This is a genomic window from Streptomyces sp. NPDC008121, from assembly GCF_042957155.1.
GTDB lineage: Bacteria > Actinomycetota > Actinomycetes > Streptomycetales > Streptomycetaceae > Streptomyces.
In genome coordinates, this window is record NZ_JBIBHT010000001.1 from 431364 (window position 1) to 456785 (window position 25422).

Here is a 25422-nt window from a genome sequence, read left to right on the forward strand (position 1 = left end):
GCTCTCCCGGAGTCCCGCCGGCCGCGAGACGAGCGGGTACGACCGTGGGAGCGGGGCGCAGGAGCCCCGTACACACCGAGACATGACAGGCGCTCCGCCCCGCGTGGGCAGGGGGTGCTCCCCCACGGCCTTCCGCCCCCACGCGGCCAGGGGATGCCCACGGCCTTCCGCCCCCGGGCCGGTCAGCGGGCGCCCCCCACGGGCATCCGCGCCTCTCAGCGGGCGCCCTCCGCGGGCTTTCGGCCCCAGGCGGTGAGCATGCCGGCCGACAGCGCGGCGCACTCCTCGGAGTCCAGGTAGCGGATCGCCTCGTCGACGACGGCGTCGTCGACCAGGCCGGTGGCGACCATCGCCGTTCTGCTCCGCTCCCAGGTGTCCGCCCAGAAGCGGCTGATGGGGCTGCCCGGCACCAGCGGCGGCACATGGATCTCGGCGGCGACGGACCCGAGCCCCGCCGCCCGCAGCAGGTCCGGGTAGGACGGAACCCAGGTGACGTCCGTGCCGATGGTGTCCCGCAGCCCCCGCCACATCGCCCGCATCATCGCGGCGTACGGCGTGCCGGCCGGCCTGCCGCCCGGCGGGTCACCCGTACGGTCGCTCGTCAGGTCCACCGCGTCGCTGAGCACCAGCACACCGCCGGGCTCGACGAGTTCGGCGAGGCGGGTGATCAGCCGCTCCCGCTCGGGCAGGTGCATCAGCACGAACCGCGCGTGGACCAGGCGGAACCGGCCCGGCGCGAAGTCCGGGGCGGTGATGTCGGCCTCCAGCACGTCGAGCCCGGGTGCGGGCCGCGCGCCGAGGAAGCGTACGTCGCGGTCGACGGCGAGCACGTGCGCGGCCCCGGCCTCCTCCAGCAGCCAGCGGGAGACCGTCCCCGTGCCGGCGCCGACGTCGAGGCAGCGCCAGCCCGGGCCGACGCCGAGGGCGCGGAGGCGTGCCCGGGTGAGGTCGTCGTAGGCGAGGGCGCCGAAGTCGATGCGCTCGGCCTCGCCCGCCTGTCCGGGGCGGAAGACGGCCTCGCCGTAGCGCCCGCCGTCCGGGGTGTCCGGGCCGGCCGCGTCCTCGGGAGCGCCCCCGCCGGGCCCGGCGCCGTGGGGCGCTGCCCCGTGCGGTGCGGCGGTCACGGCGTCGCCGTCGTGACGCCGGGGGCGCCGGCCGTGACGGGCCGCCGTCGCCGGGCGGCACGGGACCGGAACAGCGGGTCGTCGGACTGCGGGTCGTCGGACAGTCTCATGGCCGGACCTCTCCAGGCGGGGGCGGCGGTGCCGGGCGGCCCGTCCCGCGGCCGCCGTCCGCCCATCCTGCATCGCCCGCCCGCTTCAGGCGCGCCGTGCCTGAGGCTGAGAGCGCGCCGTGCGGCCGAAAGGGGCGTCCGACGACCCGTGCGGGTAGTCGGACGCCCCTTTCGGCCGAGCCGGTGTCCGGTGTCAGATCTCCGTCGGGATCAGACCGCCGGGGCCGGGAAGGTCGGGTACTCGACTCCGGAGACGTGCTGCACGACCCGGATGACCTGGCAGGAGTAGCCGAACTCGTTGTCGTACCAGAGGTAGAGGATGGCGTTGTCGCCGTCCACCTTGGTGGCGCCCGCGTCGACGATCGAGGCGTGCCGCGAGCCGACGAAGTCCATGGAGACCGCGTCGGGGGCCGTGGTGAAGTCGATCTGACGCTTGAGCGGCGAGTGCAGCGAGACGTCGCGGAGGTACTCCAGGACCTCGTCGCGGGTGGTCTCACGGCCCAGGCGCAGGCTCAGGATGGCGATCGAGACGTCCGGGACGGGGACGCGGATCGAGCTGCCGGTGATGGGCGCCTTCAGGTCGGGCAGCGCCTTGGCGACGGCGGAGGCGGCACCGGTCTCGGTGATCACCATGTTCAGCGGCGCCGAGCGGCCGCGACGGTCGGCCTTGTGGTAGTTGTCCAGCAGGTTCTGGTCGTTCGTGAACGAGTGGACGGTCTCCACGTGACCGCGCAGGACGCCGTACTCGTCGTCCATGGCCTTCAGCGGCGGGACGATCGCGTTCGTGGTGCACGAGGCGCAGGACAGGACCCGCTCGTCCGGCTTGATGGTGTCGTGGTTGACGCCGTGGACGATGTTGGGCACGTCGCCCTTGCCGGGGGCCGTCAGGACGACCTTGTCCACGCCGGGGCGCAGGTGCTTGGAGAGGCCCGCGCGGTCGCGCCACTTGCCCGTGTTGTCGATGAGGATGGCGTCCTTGATGCCGTACGCCGTGTAGTCGACCTCGGAGGGGTCGTTGGCGTAGATCACCTTGATCGCGTTGCCGTTGGCGACGATCGTGCTGGTCGCCTCGTCGACGGTGATGGTGCCCTGGAACTGGCCGTGGATGGAGTCACGGCGCAGCAGCGAGGCCCGCTTGACGATGTCCTGGTCGCCGCCCTGGCGGACGACGATGGCGCGCAGGCGCAGACCGTTGCCCGAGCCGGCCTTCTCGATGAGGAGGCGGGCGACGAGGCGGCCGATGCGACCGAAGCCGTAGAGGACGACGTCGCGTCCGTCGCGGCGCTCGATCTTGTTGGCGCCCGTGGCACCGGCGACGGCCTCGGCGGTGAACTCGGCGACCGTCAGACCGCGGTCGTCGGTCTTGTACGTCGCGGCGAGCATGCCGATGTCGATCTGGGAGGGGCCGAGGTCCAGCGCGGTGAGGGCCTGGAGGAACGGCAGGGTCTCGGTGACCGAGAGTTCCTCACCGGCGATCTGCCGAGCGAATCGGTGGGTCTTGAGAATGCTGACCACCGACTTGTTCACCAGGGAGCGGCTGTGGAGGAGGACGGTCACGTCCTGCTCGCGGTGCAGCTTCCCGATGATGGGGATCATCGACTCCGCGATCTCCTCGCGGTGCTTCCAGTTGGTGAACGAGTCGTCATTGACAGTCACAGGCTTATCTTTCGAGCTAGGCGGCGCTCATATGCTAACCCGGCTGTCGTTTGATCTTTCAAGGGGGCCTGGGGAACGGCCCCTCGGGACCCCACTCGGGCCTCTACCGGCGCCGCGCCAGAGCCTCCCGGCCGGAGACCGGTCGCTCGCGGCACCTCCCGCGGTACGCACGATCGTCAGGGGAATAGGCGATCGAAAGACGTCGTTACGGCGTTGTGCGGTCATCGCCGCCGTCGGTGACCCGAGCTTTCTCGGCTGCCCTTCGGGAATCGCCATGATCCGTGCCAGAGCCCTCACCCTCGCCCTCCTCGCCGCGGCCCTCGCCGCGCTGATGGGATGCTCCGTCCTCGGCAGCCGTGCGACGGCGCCCTCCCCCGCGCCGGGGACGACGTCTCCGGCCCCGGCGGCTCCCAGCCCCTCCCTTCCGTCGACGGGCACACCGCCCGGTGCCCCGCCCGCGGCCCCCGTCGCGACGGCGCCGACCCCGGATCCCGCCGAGCGGACACGGCCGTCCCGGCTCTCCCTGCCCGCGATCGGCATCGAGGACCTGCGGGTCGTGCCGTACGAGGGGACGACCGACGACACGCCGGGCACCCGGATTCAGGACCGCGGCGTCGCCGCCAGCCCGTACGGCAAGGGCGGCGGGGTCGGCCCCGGGGAGGTCGGCAACTTCCTGGTGACGGCCCACCGGCTCTCGGCGGGAGGGCCGCTGCGGGACCTCCCCGAGGTGAAGAAGGGCGACTCGGTCTCCGTCAGGGCGGCGGACGGCACGGTGTACACGTACGAGATCGTCGAGACCCGGCAGACGTCCTTCCGGTCCGAGCGCTCCCTCGCCGAGCAACGGGCGGCGGTTCCGGGCGAGCCGGGCGTGAAGCCCACCAAGGCCATGATCACGATATCCACCTGCGCGACGCCGGAGGACGACGCGGCGGGCAACTTCTGGCGCGACGAGAACGGCAACCCCGAGCACCGCATCGACAAGATCGGCGTTCTGACCTCCACCCGGCCGGCCGCGTCCTGAGCCCCTTCCCCCCTCTCCTCCCGGCCACGGTCTCCTGGCCTCCCACCCTCCTCCGAAGTTCCTCCCGCCGACGTGGCGACCGTCACATTCGGCATAGAAGACGGCCCGCCGGATAGGTGCCCAGCCGCGAAGGCGCCTCCCGACGGCGCTGACCTGGAGGAACGAGAACATGCCCGAACTCTTCATCGACGGAAGCTGGCGGTCCGCGCTCGACGGGCGCACCCGTGAGATCCGGTGTCCCGCCGACGGCGGGCTGGTCGCCGTCGTCGACGAGGCCGGCGGCAAGGACACCGTCGAGGCCATCGCGGCCGCGCGCCGCGCCTTCGACGAGGGCCCGTGGCCCACCACCCCCGCCGCGGACCGCGGTGACCTGCTGCTGCGCGTGGCGGACCTCCTCGCCCGGGACAAGGAGGCGCTGGCCCGCGCCGAGTCCCTCGACACCGGCAAGCGACTGGTGGAGAGCGCGTACGACATCGACGACATCGTCAACTGCTTCCGCTACTTCGGGCGGCTCGCCGCCGCCGAGGCGGGACGCGTGATCGACACGGGTACGGCGGGTGCCGACAGCCGGGTCGTGCACGAGCCGGTCGGGGTCTGCGGGCTGATCACGCCGTGGAACTATCCGCTGCTCCAGACCGCGTGGAAGGTGGCGCCGGCGCTCGCCGCGGGCAACACCTTCGTGCTGAAGCCGAGCGAACTCACCCCGCACACCGCGATCCACCTGATGCGGCTGCTCGCCGAGGCGGGACTGCCGGACGGGGTCGCCAACCTGGTCCTCGGCGCCGGCCCGGAGGCGGGAGCGCCGCTCGCCGACCATCCCGACGTCGACCTGGTCTCCTTCACCGGCGGTCTGCAGACCGGCCGCCGGCTGATGGCGGCGGCCGCCGGGACGGTCAAGAAGGTGGCCCTGGAGCTGGGCGGCAAGAACCCGAACATCGTGTTCGCCGACGCCGATTTCGAGGCGGCCGTGGACATGGCGCTGACGGCGGTCTTCCTGCACTCGGGCCAGGTCTGCTCGGCGGGCGCCCGGCTGCTCGTCGAGGACTCACTGCACGACCGGTTCGTCGACGAACTCGTCCGCAGGGCACAGGAGATCAGGCTCGGCGGCCCGTTCGACGAGGACGCGCGGACGGGGCCGCTGATCTCGGCCGCCCACCGCGCCAAGGTCGAGGCGTACGTCGAGCGGGGCATCGCCGAGGGCGCGGTGCTGCGCTGCGGCGGGGCCCGGCCGGAAGGCCCCGCGTACGACGAGGGGTACTACTACCTGCCGACCGTCCTCGACGCCTGCCGGAGCGAGATGTCGGTGGTGCGGGAGGAGTCCTTCGGGCCGGTGCTGACCGTGGAGCGGTTCGCCGACGGTGACGAGGACGCGGCCGTACGGCTCGCGAACGACACGATCTACGGTCTCGCGGGCGCGGTCTGGACGAGCGACGAGGGCAAGGCCCGGCGCATGGCGGCACGTCTGCGCCTGGGAACCGTATGGATCAACGACTACCACCCCTATGTGCCGCAGGCCGAGTGGGGCGGTTTCAAGCAGTCCGGCACCGGGCGGGAGCTCGGTCCGGCCGGCCTGGCGGAGTACCGCGAGACCAAGCACATCTGGCGCAACACCGCACCCGAGCCGCAGGGCTGGTTCGCCTGACCCCGTGAGACGCGGGGCCGGTTCGTGAACCACAGGGCTGGTTCGCCTCACCTCGACCGGCCCGCGCCGCGCTCTCGCCGGTCCCCCGCCCCTTCGTCGCCAGTCCTTCGTCAGTCCTTCGCCAGTCCCTCGCCTGACCGCATCGCTACTGCCCAGGAGTCGACCCATGGCCACTGCCCCGCCGTCCCCGCCGGGTGACGACGCCGAGCTGACCGAGTTCGGGTACCGCCCCGAACTCAAGCGGACGCTCGGCAACTTCCACACCTTCGCCGCCGGGATCTCGTACATCTCGATCCTCACCGGCACCTTCCAGCTCTTCTACTTCGGCTTCGCCAGCGGCGGGCCCGCCTACTGGTGGTCCTGGCCGATGGTCTTCGCCGGGCAGTTCATGGTCGCGCTCTGCTTCGCGGAGCTGGCCGCGCGCTATCCCGTGGCCGGCTCCATCTACAACTGGGCGAAGAAGGTGGGGAACGGGCACGTCGGCTGGCTGGCCGGCTGGATGATGCTCATCGCCTCGGTCGTCTCGATCGCCGCCGTCGCCCTCGCCTACCAACTGACGCTCCCGCAGATCTCCTCCTTCTTCCAGTTCGTGGGAGACGGCACCGGGACGTACGACGTGGCGACCAACGCGGTGCTCCTCGCCGCCGTGCTCATCCTCTTCACCACGGTCGTCAACGCCTTCGGCGTGAAGCTGATGGCGAGGATCAACACCGCCGGGGTCTTCCTCGAACTGATCGCCACGGTCGTGCTGATCGTGCTGCTTGCCATCAACGTCGTCCGCGGCCCGCAGGTCGTCACCGAGACCGCCGGCACCGGCTCCGGCCAGCCGTTCGGCTATCTCGGGGCGTTCCTGATCGCCTCGCTCGCCTCGGCGTACGTGATGTACGGCTTCGACACCGCTGCCTCGCTCGGCGAGGAGTCGCTCGACCCGTCGCGCAACGCCCCGCGCGCCATCATCCGGGCGATCGTCGCCTCCTTCGTCCTCGGCGGACTGATCCTCATCCTCGCGCTGATGAGCGTGTCGAACCTGCGGGGCGAGAAGCTGTCCTCCGACGGACTGCAGTACGTCGTCCTCGACGTCCTCGGCCCGACGGCCGGCAAGGCCATGCTGTGGTGCGTCCTGATCGCGGTCACCGTCTGCGCGCTCGCGGTGCACACGGCGGCGGTCCGGCTCGCCTTCGCCATGGCGCGGGACAACAACCTGCCCGCGTCCTCGCGACTGGCGAAGGTCAGCCCGCGGTTCGGCACCCCGATCCTGCCGACCGTCATCATCGGCGTGCTCGCGCTGGCGATCCTGCTGGTCAACATCCGTCAGCCGCAGATCTTCACCGTCGTCACCAGCATCGGCATCGTGATGATCTACGTGGCCTACCTGCTGGTGACCGTGCCGATGCTGGTGGCCCGGCTGCGCGGCCGGTGGAAGCCGGCCGAGGGCCGGTTCTCGCTGGGCCGCTGGGGCGTCCCGGTGAACATCCTCGCCGTGCTGTGGGGCGGCGCGATGACCCTGAACCTCATCTGGCCGCGCGCGGCCGTCTACAACGCCGCCGCCCCGTTCCACTGGTACCTGCGCTGGGGCGCGGTGCTGTTCGTCGGCGCGATCGCGCTGGGCGGCTTCGCCTACTACTGGTTCGTACAGCGGCACCGTACCGGCGTCCTCGCCGAGCACGCCGCCGAAGCGGCCCCCGCGGCCGCCGCAGCGAAGGAGACCATCCCCTCATGACCGAAGCACGCACAGCGACCGAGGCGGCCGACGAGGTCTTCGACTACGTCGTGGTCGGCGGCGGCACGGCGGGCAACGTCGTGGCCGCCCGGCTCAGCGAGGACCCGTCCGTGACGGTCTGCGTCCTCGAAGCGGGCCCCAGCGACGTCGGCGACGACAACGTCCTCAAGCTGGACCGGTGGATGGGCCTGCTGGACTCCGGCTACGACTGGGACTATCCGGTCGAGCCGCAGGCCAGCGGCAACAGCTTCATGCGGCACGCCCGCGCCAAGGTGCTCGGCGGCTGCTCCTCCCACAACTCCTGCATCGCCTTCTGGGCGCCGGCGGAGGATCTGGACGACTGGGAGCGGGGCGGCTGTACGGGCTGGAGCGCGGCGGACCTGTTCCCGCTGTACCGGCGCCTGGAGAACAACGACGCCCCCGGGGACCACCACGGGCGGACCGGTCCGGTGAAGCTCCGCACGCTCAAGGGCGGGGACCCGTGCGGGGAGGCGCTGCTGAAGGCGTGTGACCAGGCCGGCATCCCGACGACGCCCTTCAACACCGGCCGTACGGTGACGCGCGGCGCCAACTGGTTCCAGATCAACTCCGACGAGAACAACGTCCGCCAGTCCTCCTCGGTGGCGTATCTGCACCCAATCATGGGCAAGCGCCCCAACCTGGAGATCCGGACCGGGGTGCGGGCCAAGAAGCTGCTCCTCGAAGGGCGCCGCTGCGTGGGCGCCGAGTACCTGGACCCGGATCTCGTCCACACCCGGCGGGTCCGGGCGCGGCGCGAGGTCGTGGTGTCGTGCGGCTCCATCGACACGCCGAAGCTGCTGATGCTCTCCGGCATCGGCCCCGCCGAGCATCTGCGGGAGGTGGGCGTGGAGGTCGTGGTGGACTCCGCCGGGGTCGGCGAGAACCTCCAGGACCATCCCGAGGGCGTCATCATGTGGGAGGCGAAGCAGCCCATGCCGACGGTGTCGAGCCAGTGGTGGGAGGCGGGCATCTTCTACGACACCGAGCCGGGCCTGGACCGGCCGGACCTGATGTTCCACTACGGCTCCGTGCCGTTCGACATGAACACCGCGCGGCACGGCTATCCGACGTCCGAGAACGCCTTCTGCCTGACGCCGAATGTCACCCGGGCCAAGTCGCGCGGCACGGTCCGGCTGCGGACCCGGGACTACCGCGACAAGCCGAAGGTCGACCCGCGGTACTTCACCCACGAGCACGACGTACGGGTGATGACGTACGGTCTCCGGCTCGCCCGCCGGATCGCCGGGCAGCCCGCGCTCGCCGGCTGGGCGGGGGCCGAACTGGCGCCCGGGCCGGACGTGCACACGGACGACGAGCTGCTCGACTACATCCACAAGACCCACAACACCGTCTACCACCCCGCGTGCACGGTGAAGATGGGCGCGGACGAAGATCCGCTGGCGCCGCTCGACGCGCGTCTTCGGGTCAAGGGAGTCGAGGGTCTGCGGGTGGCGGACGGGTCGGTCATGCCGGACCTCGTCACCGTCAATCCGTGCATTACGACGATGATGATCGGCGAGAAGTGCGCCGATCTGCTGCGTGAGGACGCCTGACCGAGGCCTCCCTCGGATCGTGAGCTGCGAGAGCCCGCCCCGGCCGACATGGCCGGGGCGGGCTCCGTGTGCTGTCACCCGGGGGCGGGTCGGGGCTCGCGGGGCGGGCCCTCCCGGACCTGTCAGAAGGTCAGGTTCCAGACGTCGACGCGGCCGGTGTCCTGGCTGGCGTTGTCGTTCACGCGGAGCTTCCAGACGCCGTTCGCGACCTCGGCGGAGGCGTTGACGGTGAAGGTCTGGACGAGGTTGTCCGTACCGCCGCCGGCCCGGTTGTGGAGGGTGTAGACGGTGCCGTCGGGGGCGACCAGGTCGACCTTCAGGTCACCGATGTAGGTGTGCTTGATGTCGACGCCCACCTTGAGGGTGGCCGGGGCGTTGCCGCTGACGCCGCTGACCGTGATCGGGCTCTCGACGGTGGCGTTGTCGGCGACGGTGACGTCGGTCGGGTTCTCGAAGTACTTCCCGGGCGGCGGGGTGCTGCCGCCGACGGCCTTGAGCGCGTCGACCTGTCCGTCGCCGAAGAAGCCGTTCTTGGACGTGGTGCCCGTGCAGCGGCTGTCCGAGGGGCAGGCGATGTCGCCGGCCTGCGTGGCCAGCCGGTCGCGGATCTGCGCCGGGGTCAGGGCCGGGTTGACGCTCGCGATGAGCGCGGCGACGCCCGCGACGTGCGGGGAGGCCATCGAGGTGCCGTTCTTGTTGCCGTACTTGCCGCCCGGAAGCGTCGAGTAGACACCGGAGGCGCCGTCGCCGCCGGGGGCCGCGACGTCGATGACGGCGTTGCCGAAGTTGGAGTACGACGCCTTGACGTTGCCGTTGCCCATGGCGGCGACCGTCACGACGCCCGGCAGCTCGGTCGGGATGTCGATGCAGGCGTTGGTGATCGTGCGGCTGACCGGGGTGGAGTCGTTGGGGCTCTCCGAGTCGGTCGTCTTGTTCGCCAGGTCGTAGTTGGAGTTGCCCGCCGCCGCGATCTGGAGGGAGCCCTTGCTCTCGGCGTACGCCTGCGCCCGGCGCACGCCCTCGATGATGGCGGCCTGGTCGGCGTTGTCCGGGCAGTTGAACTGCCACGGGTCGGTGTAGTAGCTGTTGTTGGTGACCTTGAAGCCGTGGTCACCGGCCCACATGAAGCCGCAGACGGTGTTCTCCGCGAAGAAGAGTCCGCTCGGCTTCTCGGCGATGCGGACCGAGGAGATCTTCACGCCCGGTGCGACGCCGATGACGCCCTTGCCGTTCTTGGCGGCCGCGATCGTGCCGGCCACGTGCGTGCCGTGGGTGTCGACGTCGCGCCAGGCGCCGGCGCGCGTGTCCGCCTTGCCGTAGGCGCAGGAGACCGAGTCGGCGGCGTTGAAGTTGGGCGCGATGTCCTGGTGCTGGTCGTCCACGCCGGTGTCGAGGACGCCGACCTTGACGGTGGCCGATCCGGTCGTGACGGCCCAGGCCTGGTCCGCCTTGATCTGGGTCATGTCCCAGCGGTTGGACTCGGTGAGCGTCGTGGCCGACTGTGTCGGGTTGGGCGGGATCGCCGGGTTGTAGGCGTCGGCCGGGACGTCGGACGTCCGGGTCGCGCCGACCTGCTGGACGCCGCTCACGGCGCGCATCGAGGAGGCGAAGGCCGCCGAGGCCGAGTGCGCCACGATCACGCCGATGGCGTCGTACGAGGCGAAGACGGAGCCGCCGTTGTTCGCGACGGCGGTGCGCGCGGCCGAGGTGTCACCGGGGGCGGTGATCACCAGATAGGCGCGGGTGCCGGCCGCCCAGGCCGTGGAGGCCGCCGTCGTGGCCGTCGGCGCCGTCGCGGTGCGCGCCGAGGGGGACGAGGGCTCCGGGATGGCGATCGGCGCCGCGTGCGCCGCTCCCGCGGGCGCGGCGAGGGCCACGGTCGCCCCGAGGGCGACGGCCGCCAGGGCGGAGTGTCTCAGCCGGCTGGATATGTGGGAAAACAATGCGTCCTCCGATGGCCCGGTGGCGCTGGTGGCGCCGGCCGGGCCCTGTGATGTGTGGGGTGGACGCAAGATCCCAGACGATCCGGGCGGAAGGAAGGATTCTGTCCGACAAGACCGTCTGCGTTACCCAGTGTTGACCTGGCGGGGTGGCGATCGGGGTGGTCTTCGAACGGGATGCACCGCTTCGTTCCCTGGTCGTGTCCTCTCGGGAGCGGTGCTCATGCCGGGACCGCCGACGCCGTCCGCCCGCGGCGGAAGGTGACACGTCCGACGACAAGGCCCGACGGCCTGGCCCGGACGGTCGGATCGTCCGGGCCAGGCCGTCGGGCCTGGGGGCGCTCCCGATCAGGCGGGGGCGCCGGGTCGCTTCACGCGACGGGGCGTCACACCGAGCCGCGCCAGGCGCCCGTCTCGTGGCCGCCGCGCTCCTCGATGAACGACTTGAACCGCTTGAGATCGCCCGTGACCTTCCGCTTGACGAACCCGAGCTTGTCGCCGACCTGCTCCGTCAGCCCTTCGGGGGCGAAGTCCATCTGGAGCATGACCTTCGTGCGGGTGTCGTCGAGACGGTGGAACGTGACGACGCCGGCCTGCCGCGCTTCGCCCTCCACGGTCGTCCAGGCGACGCGCTCGTCCGGGATCTGTTCGGTGACGACGGCGTCGAACTCGCGGCGGACTCCGCCGATCTCCGTCACCCAGTGGGTGAGCGTGTCCGTGCGCTGCTCGATCCGCTCCACACCGTCCATGAAGTTCGGGAACGTCTCGAACTGCGTCCACTGGTCGTACGCCGCGCGCACCGGAACCTCGACCTCGACGGACTCCTCGACCTTCGACATGGGAACACCCTTATCGGTTGGGGACTGTTACGGAGATCCGCCTAACCTCGACCGGAGGACTCACACCTCTTCGAGGGCGGGGAGTTTCGGAACACGGCCTAATAGGACCGCGGAGACATCGGCTTCGGTTCGGCTCCCGCCACTTCGAGGGCGCAGTGGGGCTCGCCCGGGCCGGGGCTCGCGTGGACGACCGCCTGGGACGGCGGGTCGGTGGGGAGCTCGACGGTCACGGCCACCGGACGGTCGCCGGAGAGCTTGGCGTACCCCGTCTCCTTGCCGTCGACGAGCACCTCCACCGCGCCGCCGTGCCCCATCCGCACGGTCGCGCTCACGGAATGCCCCGCGTGGTCGATGTGGAAGTGGTGGCGTCGTCGCATGGGTCGCCTCCCGCCGGGCCGCGCCGTCCGCGGCTCCGCATCCAGCGTAGCCATCTCTCCCCCGGCCCGCGGGCGGGACGGTAGCGCTCCGTATCCGTCCAGGTCACCGCGGGTGCGGTCACCGGCCCGTCACCCGAACAGCGGCGCTCCGGGCGTGCAACCGGCCCGGTCTCCGGTGCACTGGAGGGGCAACCGCCCGCCGAGCATGGAGACGACCATGTACGAAATGCACGTCGGCATCGCGACCCCGGACGGGGTCTTCGTGTGGCACGTCGCCCCCGTGGGCAACCGGACGGCCCTGTGCGGCCAGTCCCTGCACGGCGTGCCCACCGAAGAGCGCGACAAGACCGACCGGCACTGCGCCTCCTGCATGCACTCGTTCCAGGAGCTGATGAACGACCGGCGATGACGACGGCCCGCGGGCTCAGAAACCCATGCGTTCCCGGAGCGCCGTCAGCCGCGGCCGCTTCTCCTTGCGCTCGCGCGAGTGGCGGTCCAGCTCCTCCATCAGACGGCGTGACCGGTGGTCCAGGTCGAGTTCGTCCAGGATGCGGTCCACTTCGGCCAGCAGCGCGCCGTACAGCTGCCACTGCCGCGGCTCGCGCTGGACGACCCCGAGCAGCAGCTCCGCCGCGTTGTCCCGGACGGCTCGGGCGGCGAGGAGTTCGCCGGTGAGGCGTTCCTCGGCGGCGTCGGCGCTCTCGCTGACCCTTGTGGTGACGAGGACGCCGAAGCTGACCAGGGTGTCGGCGAGGTGGGAGAGCAGCTCCTCGATGGCGGGCCCCACCTCCACGGGGACCAGGTCCTCGTCCTGCCGGGCCTTGGCGAGGTCCGTGAGGGTGCGGGCGAGCACGCGCAGCACGACGGCGCAGATCTCCAGGGTGTCCAGGCCGGTGCGGAGCACGATGCGGTGCAGGAGCCCTTCCTTGACGCGCGGGTTGAGGCGCAGGCTGTCCTCGGCCTGGCGGAGGGCGGCGTCGACGTCCGCGATGTCGTTGTCGAGGCGGCGCGCCTCGTGCAGCCGGGCGGCGGCCTGTTCCACCGGGGTGGGCGCGGTGAGTTCCTCGCCGATGCCCAGCAGCAGTTGCCGCATGCGGCGGGAGAGTTCCTCGATGGACTCCCCCGCGGTCCCCACCCAGACGGGTGGCACGAGCAGCACGTTGAACAGCAGACCGACGACGGCGCCGATCAGGGTCTCCAGGACGCGGTCCCAGGCGGTGTTCGCGACCTGGGTGACGCCGAGCACGAGCATCGCGCTGATGGCGACCTCGGGGACGAACTCGTCGACCCGCACGAACCGCCCCACCACCAGCGCCGCGAGGATGACGAGGCCGAGACTCCACCAGGTGAGGCCGACGAGGACGCTGAACGCGATGGCGATGAGCACGCCGACGACGACCGCGTTGACCCGGCGGATGCCGGTGGTGAGCGTGGAGTAGAGGGTGACCTGGACGACGAGCAGCGCCGTCAGGGGCGCTGTCAGGGGCGCCGCCTCACTGCTGAGCTGGAGGGCGACGACGTAGGCGATGGTCGCCGCCGCGGTCGAGCGAAGGGTCTGGACGACGGCCGGTTCTCTGCGCCGTGCGAGCAGTTGGGCCATCGGTCGTCGGAGCGCGGTGCGGACGTCCGCCACGTGGTTTCCCCGGTCCTTCCGTGTGCGCTGCGGTCTCCTGGCTCCCCCAGGTTTTCGCAACTCGGGCCGCTTCGCACGCCGTGCGGGGCACACGTGCGCGCCGGCGGGGGGTCGGATAGCGTCGGGGCGGCGGATCGCGCCGGCGCCGTCCCCGGACCGGGGCGGTCGCGCGACGCCGGCCGGGCCCGCGGGGTCAGGGCCGGACCCGACAGACGCGTGGGACGCGTCGGACCAGGCGAAGGAGACGAGTCAGGATGCCGCTCGAAGGAGAGTACGAGCCGAGCCCGTCGACGTGGGTGCGCGAGCAGGTCGAGCTGTACGAGTCCTCCGGCGGCACGAAGGGCACCACGATCCGCGGCCTGCCCGTCGTCCTGGTCACGAACGTCGGCGCCCGGAGCGGGAAGATCCGCAAGACGCCGTTGATGCGGGTGGAGCACGAGGGCGTCTACGCCCTGGTGGCCTCGAACGGCGGAGCGGTGAAGCACCCCGTCTGGTACCACAATCTCGTCGCCTCCCCCGTGGTCGAACTGCGGGACGGGCCGAAGGTCCGGGACATGCGGGCGCGGCTGGTGACCGGCGAGGAGCGGCGCGTCTGGTGGGAGCGGGCGGTGGCCGCCTTCCCGGACTACGCCGGCTACCAGCGCAAGGCCGAGCGTGAGATCCCCGTCTTCGTGGTGGAACCGCTGGGCTGACCCCGGTGCGGGTACGGGGCGGGTCGCGCGGCCGGCCGCCGTGCGGGCGCTCCGTCCCCCCTCGGAATGGCGATCTTGCCGGGGGTGAGGTGGGGTGGGGTGGGATGTGAAGCTGTCAGGCGTCCAGGACGGATGGATGAAGTCTGTGTCGACCTCGAGCCACACGGTGCCCGGCGCCCCTTGCTGGGTCAGCCTCCTCGCCCGCGACCTGCGGGCCGCCGAGACCTTCTACGGTGCCCTGTTCGGCTGGGAGTTCCGTCCCACGCCCCTGGGCGAGGAGTTCTCCGTGGCCTTCCGCGACGGCGCCCCGGTGGCCGGCGTCGGGGCCCTCGCGCCCCGGCTGGCGGTGGCGGTCGCCTGGACGCCGTACTTCGCCGTGGAGGACGCCGATCTGACGGCGGCCCGCATCCGGGAGCGCAGCGCCACCGTCGCGGTCGGCCCGCTGCGTTTCGGGACGGGCCGCGCGGCGCTCGCGGCGGACCGGGAGGGGGCCGTCTTCGGCATCTGGGAGGGCGAGCTCATCCCCGACTGGAGCGTGGGCCGGGGCGGCGCCCCCGCCTGGCTGGAGCTGCGGACCAGGAACGCGTTCGACGCGGCGATCTTCTACGCCGAGGTGCTGGACTGGGCGAGCGAGCGGCCGGACTGCTGCCAGGTCTCGTACGAGGACGACCACGTCGTGCTGAGCCATCGGGACGTCACCGTCGCCCGGATCTCCGGCGGGGCTGTGGAGGCCGCGCCCGACCCGCAGGTCCGGCCCCGCTGGCACGTCCACTTCCGTGTGGAGGACGTGGACAAGACCGTCGAGACCGCCCTGAGCCTGGGGGGCGGCAAGGCCTCCGAGGTGGTGACCACGGCGCGGGGGCGCGAGATCATCCTGCGGGATCCGGACGGCGGCCTCTTCACGGTCGCGGACGGCGCCCTCGCGGACGGCACGGGCACCGGCGGCCCGGACAGGGGACGTCCGGACAGCGGAAGCCCGGACACCGACCGCTCGGACGCCGGTGGCGTCTGAGGCGCGGGAGCCTTCCGCGTCACGCCCGGCCGGAGTCCGCCCCTCCGGACGCATACTGAACGCATGGGATGGCAGCCCCCTACCGTCGACGATCTGAGGGAACGGCTCGGCGCCACGCTCTTCCGCCGGGTGGCAGGCCCCTCGGGCGCCCGGACGCGCGCCCGCGTCCACGGCGCGCCGGGTCCCCGCTGGTTCGGCCCCGACCGGCCGATCCGCGCGGTCCACGGCGACGCCTCCATGTTCGTCGGAGGGCTGACGGCGCTGCTCCTGCAGTCGCTCCACCCCCTCGCGATGGCGGCGGTCTCGGCCCACTCCGGGTTCCGGGGCGATCCCTGGGGCCGGCTGCACCGGACCAGCGCGTTCCTCGCCGTGACGACGTTCGGTGCGGACGAGGACGCCCGGCACGCCGTGGAGCGGGTCCGGGCCGTGCACGAGCGGGTCAGCGGGACCACGCCGGACGGTGTCCCGTACCACGCCTCCGATCCGCACCTGCTGTGCTGGGTGCACGTGGCGGAGGTGGACAGCTTCCTCCGGGCGCACCGCACGTACGGGGCGGCCCCGCTCGACGACGCCGGCTACGACGGGTACGTGGCGGACACGGCCCGGATCGCGCGGGAACTCGGCGTGCCGGATCCCCCGCGCAGCCTCGCCGAACTGGCGGAGCGGATGGACGCGTACCGCGCCGAGCTGCGGGCCACGCCGGACTCCCGGGAGACCGCCCGCTTCCTGTTGCTGCGGCCCCCGATTCCCTGGCAGGCCCGCCCGCCGTACGCGCTGCTCGCCGCGGCCTCGGTGGAGCTGCTGCCGCCCTGGGCCCGGGAGCCTCTGGGGCTGCCGCGCCTGCCCGGCCCGGTGTGGGACGGGGCGCGGGTGGGCGGACGGCTGGTGACGGGGTCGATCCGGTGGGCGATGGCGCCCCGGCCGCGTACGTACGACGAGGGCGAGGCGGTCACTCTCCCGCGAGCGCGGCCCGGCGGATCGTCGCGTCGATAAGGGCGAGTGCCTGGTCGGCGGTGCGTCCTGGGGCGCGGTTCCAGGGGCCGATGAGGTCCGTCCAGCCCTGCACGCGCAGCTCGGTGACCAGCCAGGCGGCGGAGCGGTTCATGGTGTCGGCGCTGCCGTAGCCGAGGCGGTGGGCGGTGAGCAGGGCGCCGCAGACGCAGCGGGCGCCCCTGGCGTCGCGGAGGCGGTACGGCCGGTTCTGCCAGCCCCACTCCACGAGGACGCGGCGGGCGTGGGCGAGGTGGGTGGAGGGCCGCAGGTCGGGGCGGCCGATGCGGCGCCAGCTGTGCAGGCGGTCGGGGAGGATCGCGCCGAGCCGGCCGGGGAGCGGCCGCTCGGGGGGCGGCGGGGCGGGCAGGGCATCCAGGGCGGTGGCGACGAGCCGGTCGACGGGCACCGAGAGCAGGGCGCGCCAGTCCCCCTCGGGGGCCGGGCCGGTGGGGGCCGAGGTCGCCTCGGCCGGCTCCGCGGAGACGTCCCAGTGGCTGACGATCCCCTGCCAGGCGGCGGTCTCGTACAGCTCGGCGGCGGCGCGGTCGACGGTGTCGAGCGCCGGGTCGGGAGCGAGGACCCCGGACGGATCACGGCCGATGTCGAGCGCCGGGTCGAGGGTGCGGCCGAGGGTGGGGTCGTCGGCGGTGGTCGGCATGTGGGCACGCTCCTGGCTCGATCGGTCCGCTCTCTCAGCAGAATGTCGGCCATCTACCGGTTTATCTTGAATGTCACCTCGCACAAGGTGCGCGACCCACCCATAAGTTACCTTTCGGTTTACCGTGACTTCCTACGCCAGCGGCAGTAGAACTCGTTCCTCTTCCCATCGACAGAGAGGAACGTCACGTGGTATCACGCCGAAGATTCATCACTGGAACAGGTTCTCTTCTCGGCGCCCTGACCCTCCCCGGCATGGCACACGCCGCCACCCGTGTCCCGCCGGGAGCCCATCTCCCGGTTCTGGTGATCGGGACCGGGTACGGCGGCTCGGTCGCGGCGCTGCGCCTCGCCCAGGCCGGCATCGCCGTCCACATGGTCGAGATGGGGATGTCCTGGGACACCCCGGGGGCGGACGGAAAGATCTTCGCCAACACCACCAAGCCCGACTACCGCTCCTTCTGGCTGCGCACCCGTACCAAGCAGCCCCTGCACACCTTCCTCGGCTTCCCGCTCGACAAGGACGTCCCCCGCCACACCGGCGTCCTGGACGCCGAGGAGTTCGCCGGCATCACCGTCTACCAGGGCCGCGGGGTGGGCGGCGGCTCGCTGGTGAACGGCGGCATGGCGGTCACACCCCGCCGCGAGAACTTCGGGGCGATCCTCCCGTCCGTGAACGCCGACGAGATGTACTCCGTCTACTACCCGCGGGCCAACGCCGGGCTCGGCGTCAACCAGGTGGACCCGGCCTGGTAGGAGAGCGCCGCCTGCTACCAGTACGCGCGCGTGGGCCGCAAGCACGCCCAGCGTTCCGGCTTCCCCTTCGTCTTCGTGCCCAACGTCTACGACTGGGAGTACATGAAGCAGGAGGCGGCCGGGGCGGTCCCCAAGTCGGCGCTGGCCGGGGAGGTCCTCTACGGCAACAACCACGGCAAGAAGACCCTGCGCAAGACCTATCTCGCCCAGGCCGAGGCGACCGGCCGGGTCACCGTCTCACCCCTGCACAAGGTCGTCTCGGTCACCCCGGCGGCCGGCGGTGGCTACACGGTCGTCATCGACGAGCTCGACACCTCCGGAGCCACCCGGGCGACCAAGACGGTCACCGCCGGCAAGGTGTTCTTCGCCGCCGGCAGCGTCGGCACCAGCAAGCTGCTGACCCGGCTCCGGGCCACCGGCGCGCTGCCCGGACTGAACGGCGAGGTCGGCAAGGGCTGGGGCGACAACGGCAACGTCATGTGCGGGCGCGCCAACCACATGTGGGACGCCACCGGCAAGCTCCAGGCCTCCATGCCCACGGCCGGCATCGACAACTGGGACGCGGGCGGGGCCTTCGCCGAGGTGGCGCCGCTGCCGACCGGCATCGAGACGTACGCCTCGTTCTACCTCTCCATCACCAAGAACCCGCACCGGGCCGAGTTCTCCTACAACCCCGCGACCGGAAGGGTCGAGCTGAACTGGCAGACCGCCTGGAAGCAGCCGTCCATCGACATGGCGAAGACCATCTTCGACAAGATCAACGCGAAGGAGGGGACGATCTACCGCACCGACCTCTTCGGGGGCTCCAAGATCTGGGGCGACCACCTCACGTACCACCCGCTCGGCGGCGCGGTGCTGAACAGGGCCACCGACAATTACGGCCGTCTCCACGGCCACCCGGGCCTGTACGTCATCGACGGCGCGCTGATCCCGGGCAACGCCAGCGTCAATCCGTTCGTCACCATCACGGCGCTCGCCGAGCGGAACATCGAGAAGATCATCGCCACCGATCTGTGACGGCGGCGGCCGTGGGCCGGCTCAGCCCTGGGGAAGGACGCACACGCTGTCCAGGCCCAGCACGTGGTTGAGCCGGCCGAACGCCAGCCAGGAGCCGATGCTCATGCTCAGCTCCACGATCTCCGCCTGGGTGTAGTGCCCGGTCATCCGGGACCAGAACTCCTCGTCGAGACCGTGGTGGTCGACGGCGTACCGCTCGGCGTACTCGGCGGCCAGCCGCGTCCGGTCGTCGAACGCGTCGGTCGTGCGCCACTCCGTCACGGCCTCCGCGAAGCCCTCCTCGACCTTCCGTCCGTCCCGTTCGGTGCGCCAGTCGAGGCAGAAGCCGCAGCCGTTGATCTGCGCGATCCGCAGCCGCGCGGCCTCGAACTCGCGCAGGCCGAGGGTGGTGTGCTCGTACACCGACAGCGAGAAGTTCGCGGCCGCCATCCCGATCCCGGGGACCATGTCGCCCCAGACGTAACCGATCGGTTCCTGCCCCTCGGGGATGTCGATGATCATCGCTGTCTCCTTCCGAGCCTGCCCACCGCGGGGCGCAGGGGCACGTCCAGCGCGTCGTAGAGTCCGGGCTTGGCGTCCACGAGCCAGTCGACGGCGTTGACCAGCCTGCCGACGGCGGTGGCGTTGCCTCCCGCGGACCGGTTCTCGCCCTCGTCGGTGGCCTCGACGGTGACCTGGATGCGGGGGCGGCCCTCGACGATCACCCGGTGGGCGCCGGCGCCGTCGGGCGGCGTGGGCCAGTCGGGGGCGCACGAGGGGTGGATCCGGGTGACGTGCTCGATGACGAGGCGCGGTTCGCCGTCGACGATCCCGCGCACCTCGAAGCGCACGGCGCCCTGGGTGCCGGCCTCGAAGGTGCCCATCGTCCGGGTGGTCACGGTGGTGTCGAGCGGGCGGCGCTCCAGGGTCTCGGTGATGTCGTCGAGCTCGACGCCGAGGGCGCGCGCCATGAGCCGTAGCTGGCCGCCCCACACCATGGTGGGGACGGACGGGGCGAGCATCAGGGGTTCGTACTCCAGGGGATGGCCCATGCCGACCAGGTGGCGGACGGAGTCCTCCTGCTCGTACGTGGAGTAGTCGAAGATCTCCTGGCAGCGGATCGCGTCGATGGTGGTGCCGAGGCCGCTGATCAGCAGGGGAAGCACGTCGTTGCCCCAGCCCGGGTCGACGCCGGAGACGAAGAGCGATCCCCCGCCCTCGGTGATGGCGGCCAGGACCGGGGCGCGCAGCTCCTCGGGGGCGCCCGCCGCGTCGTAGAGCGGATAGAGCGAGGGCGTGACGACCACGGCCCCGGCGCGGATCGCCGCGCCGATGTCGTCGAGCGCCCCGTCGGGCCGGATGTCGCCGGAGGCGGCGTAGACCACGGCTCGGGGGCGGGCGGCGAGCACGCCCTCGACGTCGTCGGTCGCGGCCACGCCCAGGGTTCGGCCGAGGCCGGCGAGGTCGCCCGCGTCGCGGCCGACCTTGGCGGGTGTGTGGACGAGTACGGCGTCCAGCTTCAGGGCCGGGTGGGCGTCCACGGCACGGATGGCGGCCCGGCCGACGTTTCCGGTTCCCCAGACGACTGTCGGAATCATGCGCGGAGACTAGCCTGACGGACCATCAGTTCCTAGAGGCGTGACGTACGCGATCGCCGTCCGGGGCCGGGGCGGAGGCGGCGTGGCGCCGGGTGGGCCCGGGGCGCGGCCGTCCGTCACGGTGCGTCACCGCGCGCGGTGGGGCGGGCGTGGCTAGCGTGGTTTTCGAGACCCCGTAGGGGGTGTCTTGGCGACCCATGCGAGACCGGTGAGACACCCCCTGGGGCACCACCACGGATCCACCGTCGATCGGAAAAGAGTCACCGTCATGGCCGCACGACCTGAAGGCACGCCGATCTGGGCCGACGCGAGTTTCACCGACCTCGAGGGCGCCAAGGCGTTCTACGGCGAGGTGCTGGGCTGGACCTTCGGCGAGTCCTCCCCGGAATTCGGCAACTACACCCAGGCTCTCAGGAACGGCAAGGCCGTCGCGGCGGTCGTCCCTCCGATGCCCGGCCAGGACGCCGACCCGCAGTCGGCGTGGTGTCTTTACTACGCCTCGCCCGACGCGGCCGCCACGGCGGAGAAGATCAAGAGCAACGGCGGCACCGTCCTCATGGAGCCGATGGCCGTGAGCGACTTCGGCTCCATGTGCCTGGCGCAGGACCCGGCGGGCGTCGTCTTCGGCATCTGGCAGCCCGGCACCCACGAGGGCTTCGAGCTGGAGGGCGAGCCCGGGGCCTACATCTGGGCCGAGGTGTTCACCCGCGAGCCGGAGAAGTCCGACACCTTCCTGACCTCCGTCTTCGGCTACAACGGAAAGAAGATGGCCGACGAGAAGGTCGACTACAAGGTCTTCGACCTGGGCGGCGAGGAACCGGTCCTCGGCAGGATGACCATGACCCCCGAGGACTTCCCCGCCGAGGTGCCGTCGTACGTCCAGGTCTACTTCGCCGTGGACGACTGCGACGCGGCGGTCGCGACGGCGGAGAGGCTGGGCGGGCGGAACGTCTTCGGGCCGATGACCAGCCCGTTCGGCCGCTTCGCGAGCATCGTGGACCCGCAGGGGGCGGCCTTCGCCGTGATCGACGTGTCGACCACGGAGGGCGAGATGCCCGAGATGACCTGACGCCGCCGGGCCCGGGTCAGGGCCCGCCGGACACGCGGTGACGCCCGGGGCCGTGGCCGGTCCCGGGCGTCGCCGCGTCGGGGCAGGTCAGGCTCCGTCGCGGACGGCGACGATCCCGTTGAAGACTCCGACGTAGGCGGTGCCGTCGGGGCCGAGGGTGATCGGCGCCCAGTTGTTGTCGTAGGCGACGCCGGTGCCGGTCAGGCGTTGGAACGCCCGCCGACCGGTGCGGAAGTCGACGGCGGTGAGGTACCAGGCGTCGATGCCCAGGGCGTTCGGCTGCTTCTCGTAGGAGTAGAGCAGCCCGTTGACCGTGGAGAGCTTCGGCACGGTGGAGGGGGAGCGGACAGCGCTCTCCCAGACCGTGTCGCAGCCGCTGCCGTCGGGGCGGACGTCGATGCGGGTCACACCACCCGTGACGCTGCGGCCGAAGGTCAGCGACGTCGGGTTCTCGTAGCCGTAGTTGTTCTCCACGATCAGGCTGTCACCCCAGCTGATCAGGGAGTTGTCCGTGGTGGAGGCGCCGGAGCGGAAGACCGGCACCCGGCAGACCAGGCGCTCGGCCGCCGGCACGTCGGCGCCGCGCCGGTAGACCAGGACGTTCATCCGGTCGTCGGCGTTGTCGGTGATGGCGACGTACTCCTCGCGGGAGCCGAAGAGGTCGGGTGTGGTGCCCGAACCCTGGTTCACCGAGCCCGGCTTGGTGCCCGTGCCGCGGTCGTACGTCTGCCGCCACTGGATTCGGGGAGTCCCGTCGGCGTCGGCGCGGAAGCTGTAGAGCGCGTGGTCGGAGACGATGGAGACGCCGTCCTCGGCCACCGAGAAGGAGTTCTGGATCTCCTCGCCGTCCAGGCGGACGGAGCGGAGCGCGCCGGTGGCGGGGTCGACGGTGCCGACCCGGCCGAGGCGGGTGACCCACCAGATGCGGCCGTCCCAGTCGGGCATCACGGAGGTCACGGGGTCGCACACGCCGCTGGGGAAGAGATTCGTCCAGCTCACGCAGTCGTGCGGGACGAGGGAGGTCAGGTCCCAGTCGTCCTCGACGGTGAACTTCCACGCGCCGTTGGTGCCTTGCGTGTGGGCGATGCGCAGGATGTGCTGGCGGGAGTCGGCGAGGACGACCCTGTCCCGGTCGTCGAGATAGAAGTAGGCGCCCCCGGAGGTGTCCTTGAAGATCCTCTCGAAGTCGAGGCGGGTGATGGCCTCGACGGTCGAGGAGCGCTGCGGGAGGCGGTACTCCGCGAGGGTGTCCAGGGTGCGCGGGTCGAGCAGCTTGAGCAGGAAGCCGGAGAACGTGCCGCAGACGGTGAGCAGGCGGCCCGCCGAGTCGAAGGTGACGGTGGCGCACTCGCCGCCGAGCGGCGCGATCTTCTCGCTGGTGACCTCGGGGTCGCGGCCGAGCGGCCCGGGGAAGGGGTGGGTCCCGCTGCCGGCCCCGTCGGCGTGCATCCCGCTGCGTCCGTTGGGCGCGAGGTACGGGTGCCGCTCCGGCGCCTCGCCCGGGACGGGCCGGGGGGTGGCGGGCGCGCCCTGGTAGTGGTCCACCAGCCGGTGGCCGGGCGCGAGCGGTATCTCGTCGGCGAGGGCGACGGGGGTGGCGAACGCGAGCGCGGTCGCGCACACCGCGGCGATCAGCGCGAGCGCGCGGGCTCGTCTGGGGGGCGTGGTCAAGGCGGCTCCTCGGATGCGTTGCGTCGGTCGCGCCGGCGGCCGACGTTAGGCCCGAGTTGTCGACTTGTACATGCAACTGCCCTGTGTTTCACGGGCACTTCATGTGCGTGCAACGTGACGCCGCAGGATCATCCCTAGGGCTTGAGGCTGCTCACCACGTTGGCGGTGGCGGCGACGCCGTTGGCGATGGTGGGTGCCATGCTCGTACCGGCGAGGAAGAAGCCGAGCAGGGCGCAGACCAGGGCGTGGGAGAGCTTCAGACCGCCGCTGCGGAGGAAGATCACGGCCAGCACCAGCAGAAGCAGCACCACGGAAATGGAAACGGCCATCGCCATACCCTCCTTGCGCCGCACCGGAATTGCGGCGTCCGGCGGCCAGTGTGGCGCAGCGGGAGCGCCGTCCGGCGGTACGGCATGCCTGCCGAACGGGTGACGTTGGGGCCCGGGGTCGTCAGCCCTTCTCGTTCAGGCAGTCCTGCCAGTCGACCGTGCGCTCGCACCAGCGCTCCAGCAGGACGCGGTCGTGCCCCACGGCCAGCAGCCCCGCGCCGGTGCGGGCGCGGTAGGCCTCGACCGCCGCGACCAGGGCGGCCGTGGTCGACGCGTCGAGCATGGCCGTCATCTCGTCGCAGATCAGCCAGCGCGGGCGCAGCACCAGTGCCCTGGCCAGGCAAGCGCGTTGGAGCTGGCCGTCGCTGACCTCGTGCGGGCGGCGGGCGAGGAGGTCGGCGGTGAGGCCGACGTCCGGGGCGAGTTCGGCGAGCCGGTCCTCGGCGTCGGACCGCCTGCCGGTGGCGCGGAGGGGTTCGATGATCAGATCGGCGAGGCGGAGCCTCGGGTCGGCGGAGAGGCGGGGCTGCTGGAAGACCACCCCGACCGAGGTCCGCAGCGCCCGCGGAGCGCCGTGCCGCCAGCCGCGCACCGGTGTCCCGTCGATCACCAGACAGCCCGCGTCGGGCCGGTGGAGCAGGGCGGCGACCCGGGCGAGCGTCGACTTTCCGCAGCCGCTGGGCCCGAGCAGCCCGACGGACGCACCGGCCGCGAGGGCCAGCGACGCCCCTCGGAAGACCGGCGCGCGGCGGTCGTAACCGGCGGTGATGGCGTCGAGTTCAAGCACGGGGCCCTCCGGGCGGGACGGAAGCGGAGGCGGGGGCAGGGCTGGGAGCGGGGCCACGGGTGGCGGCGGGTACGGCGCCGGGGCGGGGCGCGGAACCGGCCGTCGGCGCCAGGTCGTGTCCGGAACGTCCCGCCGGGCGCGCGGTGTCGTCGTCACGCATCGGCATCGCCTCGGACCGGGTGATGGCAGGCGACGCCCGCCACCGGCGTCGGGAGGGTGGCGCAGACCTCGGTGGCCCGCGTGCACCGGGGCGCGAACGCGCAGCCGGGCGGGAGGTCGGTCAGTTCGGGCGGCATGCCCGGAATGGGGGTGAAGGCGCGATCCGGCAGCGCGTCGAGGAGGCCGCGGGCGTACGGGTGGCGGGGTCCGGGTTCGCCGAAGAAGCGGTGCGCCGGGGTGGTCTCGACGATGCGGCCCGCGTACATCACGGCCACCCGGTCGGCGATCCGCCGCGCCGCCTCCAGGTCGTGGGTGATCAGCAGCAGGGCCCGGCCCTCGTCGGCGTGGCGGCGCAGTTCGTCGACGGTCCGCTCGACGAGGTCGCGGTCGAGGCCGGTGGTCGGCTCGTCGGCGAGGAGCAGCGGTGCGTCGCCGATGAGCGCGAGGGCGGTCGCCGCGCGCTGGGCGAGGCCGCCGGAGAGTTCGTGGGGGTGACGGTCCAGGTGGCCGGCCGGGAAGGCGGCCCGTTCGGCGGCCGCCTCGGCCGCCGCGCGCCGCTCCCGCCTCGCCGCCCCGGTCAGTTCGCGCACCGTCTCCTCCAGCTGGGAGCGCACGGTCCTGACGGGGGTCAGATGGGCGGCCGGGCTCTGCGGTACGAGTCCGACGCGCCGTCCTCGTACCGTGCGGGCCAGGGTCCGTTCGTCGGCGGCGAGCAGGTCGACGCCGGCGAGGTGGGCCGTGCCGGTGGTCTCGGCGTTGCCGGGGAGCAGGCCGAGGAGCGCGGAGGCGAGGACGGACTTGCCGCAGCCGCTCTCCCCGACCAGCGCGAGGCACTCCCCCGCGGCCAGGTCGAAGTCGGCGTCGGTGACGGCGGCGACCTGTCGTCCCCCGCGCATCCGGAAGCGCACGGACAGGCCCCTGACGCTGAGCACGGCGTCGTCGGCGCGCCCGGCGGCGACCGCCTCCAGGGCTCGGACGACACGTACGTTCACGGCGGAAGCCTCCTCTGTCCCGGGGTCCGCCGTGCCGGTGTCGGCGGCCCGGGTGTCGCCCGCTCGGTCGTCGCC

22 protein-coding genes and 1 pseudogene are annotated in these 25422 nt (G+C 72.1%); 10 read left to right on the forward strand and 13 right to left on the reverse strand.

Annotation, left to right across the window (positions count from 1 at the left end; genetic code table 11):
- Positions 1–215 precede the first annotated feature (215 nt).
- The gene (locus ACFZBD_RS01950; RefSeq protein WP_391133715.1) at positions 216–1124 is read right to left on the reverse strand and encodes a methyltransferase domain-containing protein; all 909 of its coding nucleotides are present in this window, start codon (positions 1122–1124) and stop codon (positions 216–218) included.
- A 320-nt stretch (positions 1125–1444) separates the two neighbouring features.
- Positions 1445–2890, reverse strand: a complete 1446-nt coding sequence (locus tag ACFZBD_RS01955) for a glyceraldehyde-3-phosphate dehydrogenase (RefSeq protein WP_391133718.1) — start codon at positions 2888–2890, stop codon at positions 1445–1447.
- Between the two features lie 274 nt (positions 2891–3164).
- On the opposite strand from ACFZBD_RS01955, the gene ACFZBD_RS01960 reads away from it, so the two are divergent.
- From ACFZBD_RS01960 to ACFZBD_RS01975, 4 genes are all read left to right on the forward strand, one after another.
- Positions 3165–3911 (forward strand): sortase domain-bontaining protein, encoded by a 747-nt coding sequence (locus tag ACFZBD_RS01960; RefSeq protein WP_391133721.1) that lies wholly within the window; start codon positions 3165–3167, stop codon positions 3909–3911.
- Between the two features lie 169 nt (positions 3912–4080).
- Positions 4081–5553 (forward strand): aldehyde dehydrogenase family protein, encoded by a 1473-nt coding sequence (locus ACFZBD_RS01965; protein WP_391133725.1) that lies wholly within the window; start codon positions 4081–4083, stop codon positions 5551–5553.
- Between the two features lie 166 nt (positions 5554–5719).
- Entirely contained in the window at positions 5720–7273 is a 1554-nt protein-coding gene (locus tag ACFZBD_RS01970; RefSeq protein WP_391133728.1) for an amino acid permease, read from the forward strand.
- The gene (locus ACFZBD_RS01975) at positions 7270–8847 is read left to right on the forward strand and encodes a GMC family oxidoreductase N-terminal domain-containing protein (RefSeq protein ID WP_391133731.1); all 1578 of its coding nucleotides are present in this window, start codon (positions 7270–7272) and stop codon (positions 8845–8847) included. Before ACFZBD_RS01970 ends, ACFZBD_RS01975 begins: the two co-directional genes overlap by 4 nt.
- A gap of 122 nt (positions 8848–8969) precedes the next feature.
- Here the strand turns inward: ACFZBD_RS01975 and ACFZBD_RS01980 are convergent, their stop codons facing one another.
- The 3 genes from ACFZBD_RS01980 to ACFZBD_RS01990 all read right to left on the reverse strand — a co-directional run bounded on the left by ACFZBD_RS01980 (position 8970) and on the right by ACFZBD_RS01990 (position 12003).
- Positions 8970–10751, reverse strand: a complete 1782-nt coding sequence (locus tag ACFZBD_RS01980) for a S8 family serine peptidase (protein WP_391135875.1) — start codon at positions 10749–10751, stop codon at positions 8970–8972.
- Between the two features lie 422 nt (positions 10752–11173).
- Positions 11174–11626 (reverse strand): SRPBCC family protein, encoded by a 453-nt coding sequence (locus tag ACFZBD_RS01985; protein ID WP_391133734.1) that lies wholly within the window; start codon positions 11624–11626, stop codon positions 11174–11176.
- A 98-nt stretch (positions 11627–11724) separates the two neighbouring features.
- Positions 11725–12003, reverse strand: coding sequence for a hypothetical protein (locus ACFZBD_RS01990; protein WP_391133736.1), 279 nt, complete (start codon positions 12001–12003; stop codon positions 11725–11727).
- A 217-nt stretch (positions 12004–12220) separates the two neighbouring features.
- Between ACFZBD_RS01990 and ACFZBD_RS01995 the strand changes: the two genes are divergently transcribed.
- A complete protein-coding gene (locus ACFZBD_RS01995) occupies positions 12221–12412 on the forward strand; it encodes a hypothetical protein (RefSeq protein ID WP_365715707.1) in 192 nt (63 codons plus the stop codon).
- A gap of 15 nt (positions 12413–12427) precedes the next feature.
- Here the strand turns inward: ACFZBD_RS01995 and ACFZBD_RS02000 are convergent, their stop codons facing one another.
- The gene (locus ACFZBD_RS02000; protein ID WP_391135878.1) at positions 12428–13603 is read right to left on the reverse strand and encodes an aromatic acid exporter family protein; all 1176 of its coding nucleotides are present in this window, start codon (positions 13601–13603) and stop codon (positions 12428–12430) included.
- Between the two features lie 287 nt (positions 13604–13890).
- On the opposite strand from ACFZBD_RS02000, the gene ACFZBD_RS02005 reads away from it, so the two are divergent.
- The 3 genes from ACFZBD_RS02005 (at position 13891) to ACFZBD_RS02015 (ending at position 16333) form a co-directional block, all read left to right on the forward strand.
- The gene (locus ACFZBD_RS02005) at positions 13891–14328 is read left to right on the forward strand and encodes a nitroreductase/quinone reductase family protein (RefSeq protein WP_391133739.1); all 438 of its coding nucleotides are present in this window, start codon (positions 13891–13893) and stop codon (positions 14326–14328) included.
- Positions 14329–14464: 136 nt separating this feature from the next.
- Positions 14465–15340, forward strand: coding sequence for a VOC family protein (locus ACFZBD_RS02010; RefSeq protein ID WP_391133742.1), 876 nt, complete (start codon positions 14465–14467; stop codon positions 15338–15340).
- Positions 15341–15403: 63 nt separating this feature from the next.
- The gene (locus ACFZBD_RS02015) at positions 15404–16333 is read left to right on the forward strand and encodes an oxygenase MpaB family protein (protein ID WP_391133745.1); all 930 of its coding nucleotides are present in this window, start codon (positions 15404–15406) and stop codon (positions 16331–16333) included.
- Here ACFZBD_RS02015 and ACFZBD_RS02020 read toward each other — a convergent pair.
- Entirely contained in the window at positions 16290–16991 is a 702-nt protein-coding gene (locus tag ACFZBD_RS02020) for a hypothetical protein (protein WP_391133748.1), read from the reverse strand. The genes ACFZBD_RS02015 and ACFZBD_RS02020 overlap by 44 nt on opposite strands.
- 254 nt (positions 16992–17245) lie before the next feature.
- Here ACFZBD_RS02020 and ACFZBD_RS02025 point away from each other — a divergent pair.
- Positions 17246–18763, forward strand: a pseudogene (locus ACFZBD_RS02025) (GMC oxidoreductase).
- A 21-nt stretch (positions 18764–18784) separates the two neighbouring features.
- Here the strand turns inward: ACFZBD_RS02025 and ACFZBD_RS02030 are convergent.
- Both ACFZBD_RS02030 and ACFZBD_RS02035 read right to left on the reverse strand, forming a co-directional pair.
- The gene (locus tag ACFZBD_RS02030; RefSeq protein WP_391133751.1) at positions 18785–19264 is read right to left on the reverse strand and encodes a carboxymuconolactone decarboxylase family protein; all 480 of its coding nucleotides are present in this window, start codon (positions 19262–19264) and stop codon (positions 18785–18787) included.
- On the reverse strand, positions 19261–20340 hold the full coding sequence (locus ACFZBD_RS02035; RefSeq protein WP_391133754.1) for a dihydrodipicolinate reductase: 1080 nt from the start codon (positions 20338–20340) through the stop codon (positions 19261–19263). Before ACFZBD_RS02035 ends, ACFZBD_RS02030 begins: the two co-directional genes overlap by 4 nt.
- A 268-nt stretch (positions 20341–20608) precedes the next feature.
- On the opposite strand from ACFZBD_RS02035, the gene ACFZBD_RS02040 reads away from it, so the two are divergent.
- Entirely contained in the window at positions 20609–21409 is an 801-nt protein-coding gene (locus tag ACFZBD_RS02040) for a VOC family protein (protein WP_391133757.1), read from the forward strand.
- A gap of 87 nt (positions 21410–21496) precedes the next feature.
- On the opposite strand, the gene ACFZBD_RS02045 is transcribed toward ACFZBD_RS02040, so the two are convergent.
- The 4 genes from ACFZBD_RS02045 to ACFZBD_RS02060 form a co-directional block, all read right to left on the reverse strand.
- Positions 21497–23080 carry a hypothetical protein gene (locus ACFZBD_RS02045; protein ID WP_391133760.1) on the reverse strand — a complete coding sequence of 528 codons (1584 nt, stop codon included), beginning with the start codon at positions 23078–23080 and terminating at the stop codon, positions 21497–21499.
- Between the two features lie 134 nt (positions 23081–23214).
- Positions 23215–23409, reverse strand: a complete 195-nt coding sequence (locus ACFZBD_RS02050; protein WP_391133763.1) for a hypothetical protein — start codon at positions 23407–23409, stop codon at positions 23215–23217.
- A 121-nt stretch (positions 23410–23530) separates the two neighbouring features.
- A complete protein-coding gene (locus ACFZBD_RS02055; RefSeq protein ID WP_391133766.1) occupies positions 23531–24196 on the reverse strand; it encodes an ATP-binding cassette domain-containing protein in 666 nt (221 codons plus the stop codon).
- 152 nt (positions 24197–24348) lie between these two features.
- The gene (locus ACFZBD_RS02060; protein WP_391135881.1) at positions 24349–25251 is read right to left on the reverse strand and encodes an oligopeptide/dipeptide ABC transporter ATP-binding protein; all 903 of its coding nucleotides are present in this window, start codon (positions 25249–25251) and stop codon (positions 24349–24351) included.
- Positions 25252–25422 lie beyond the last annotated feature (171 nt).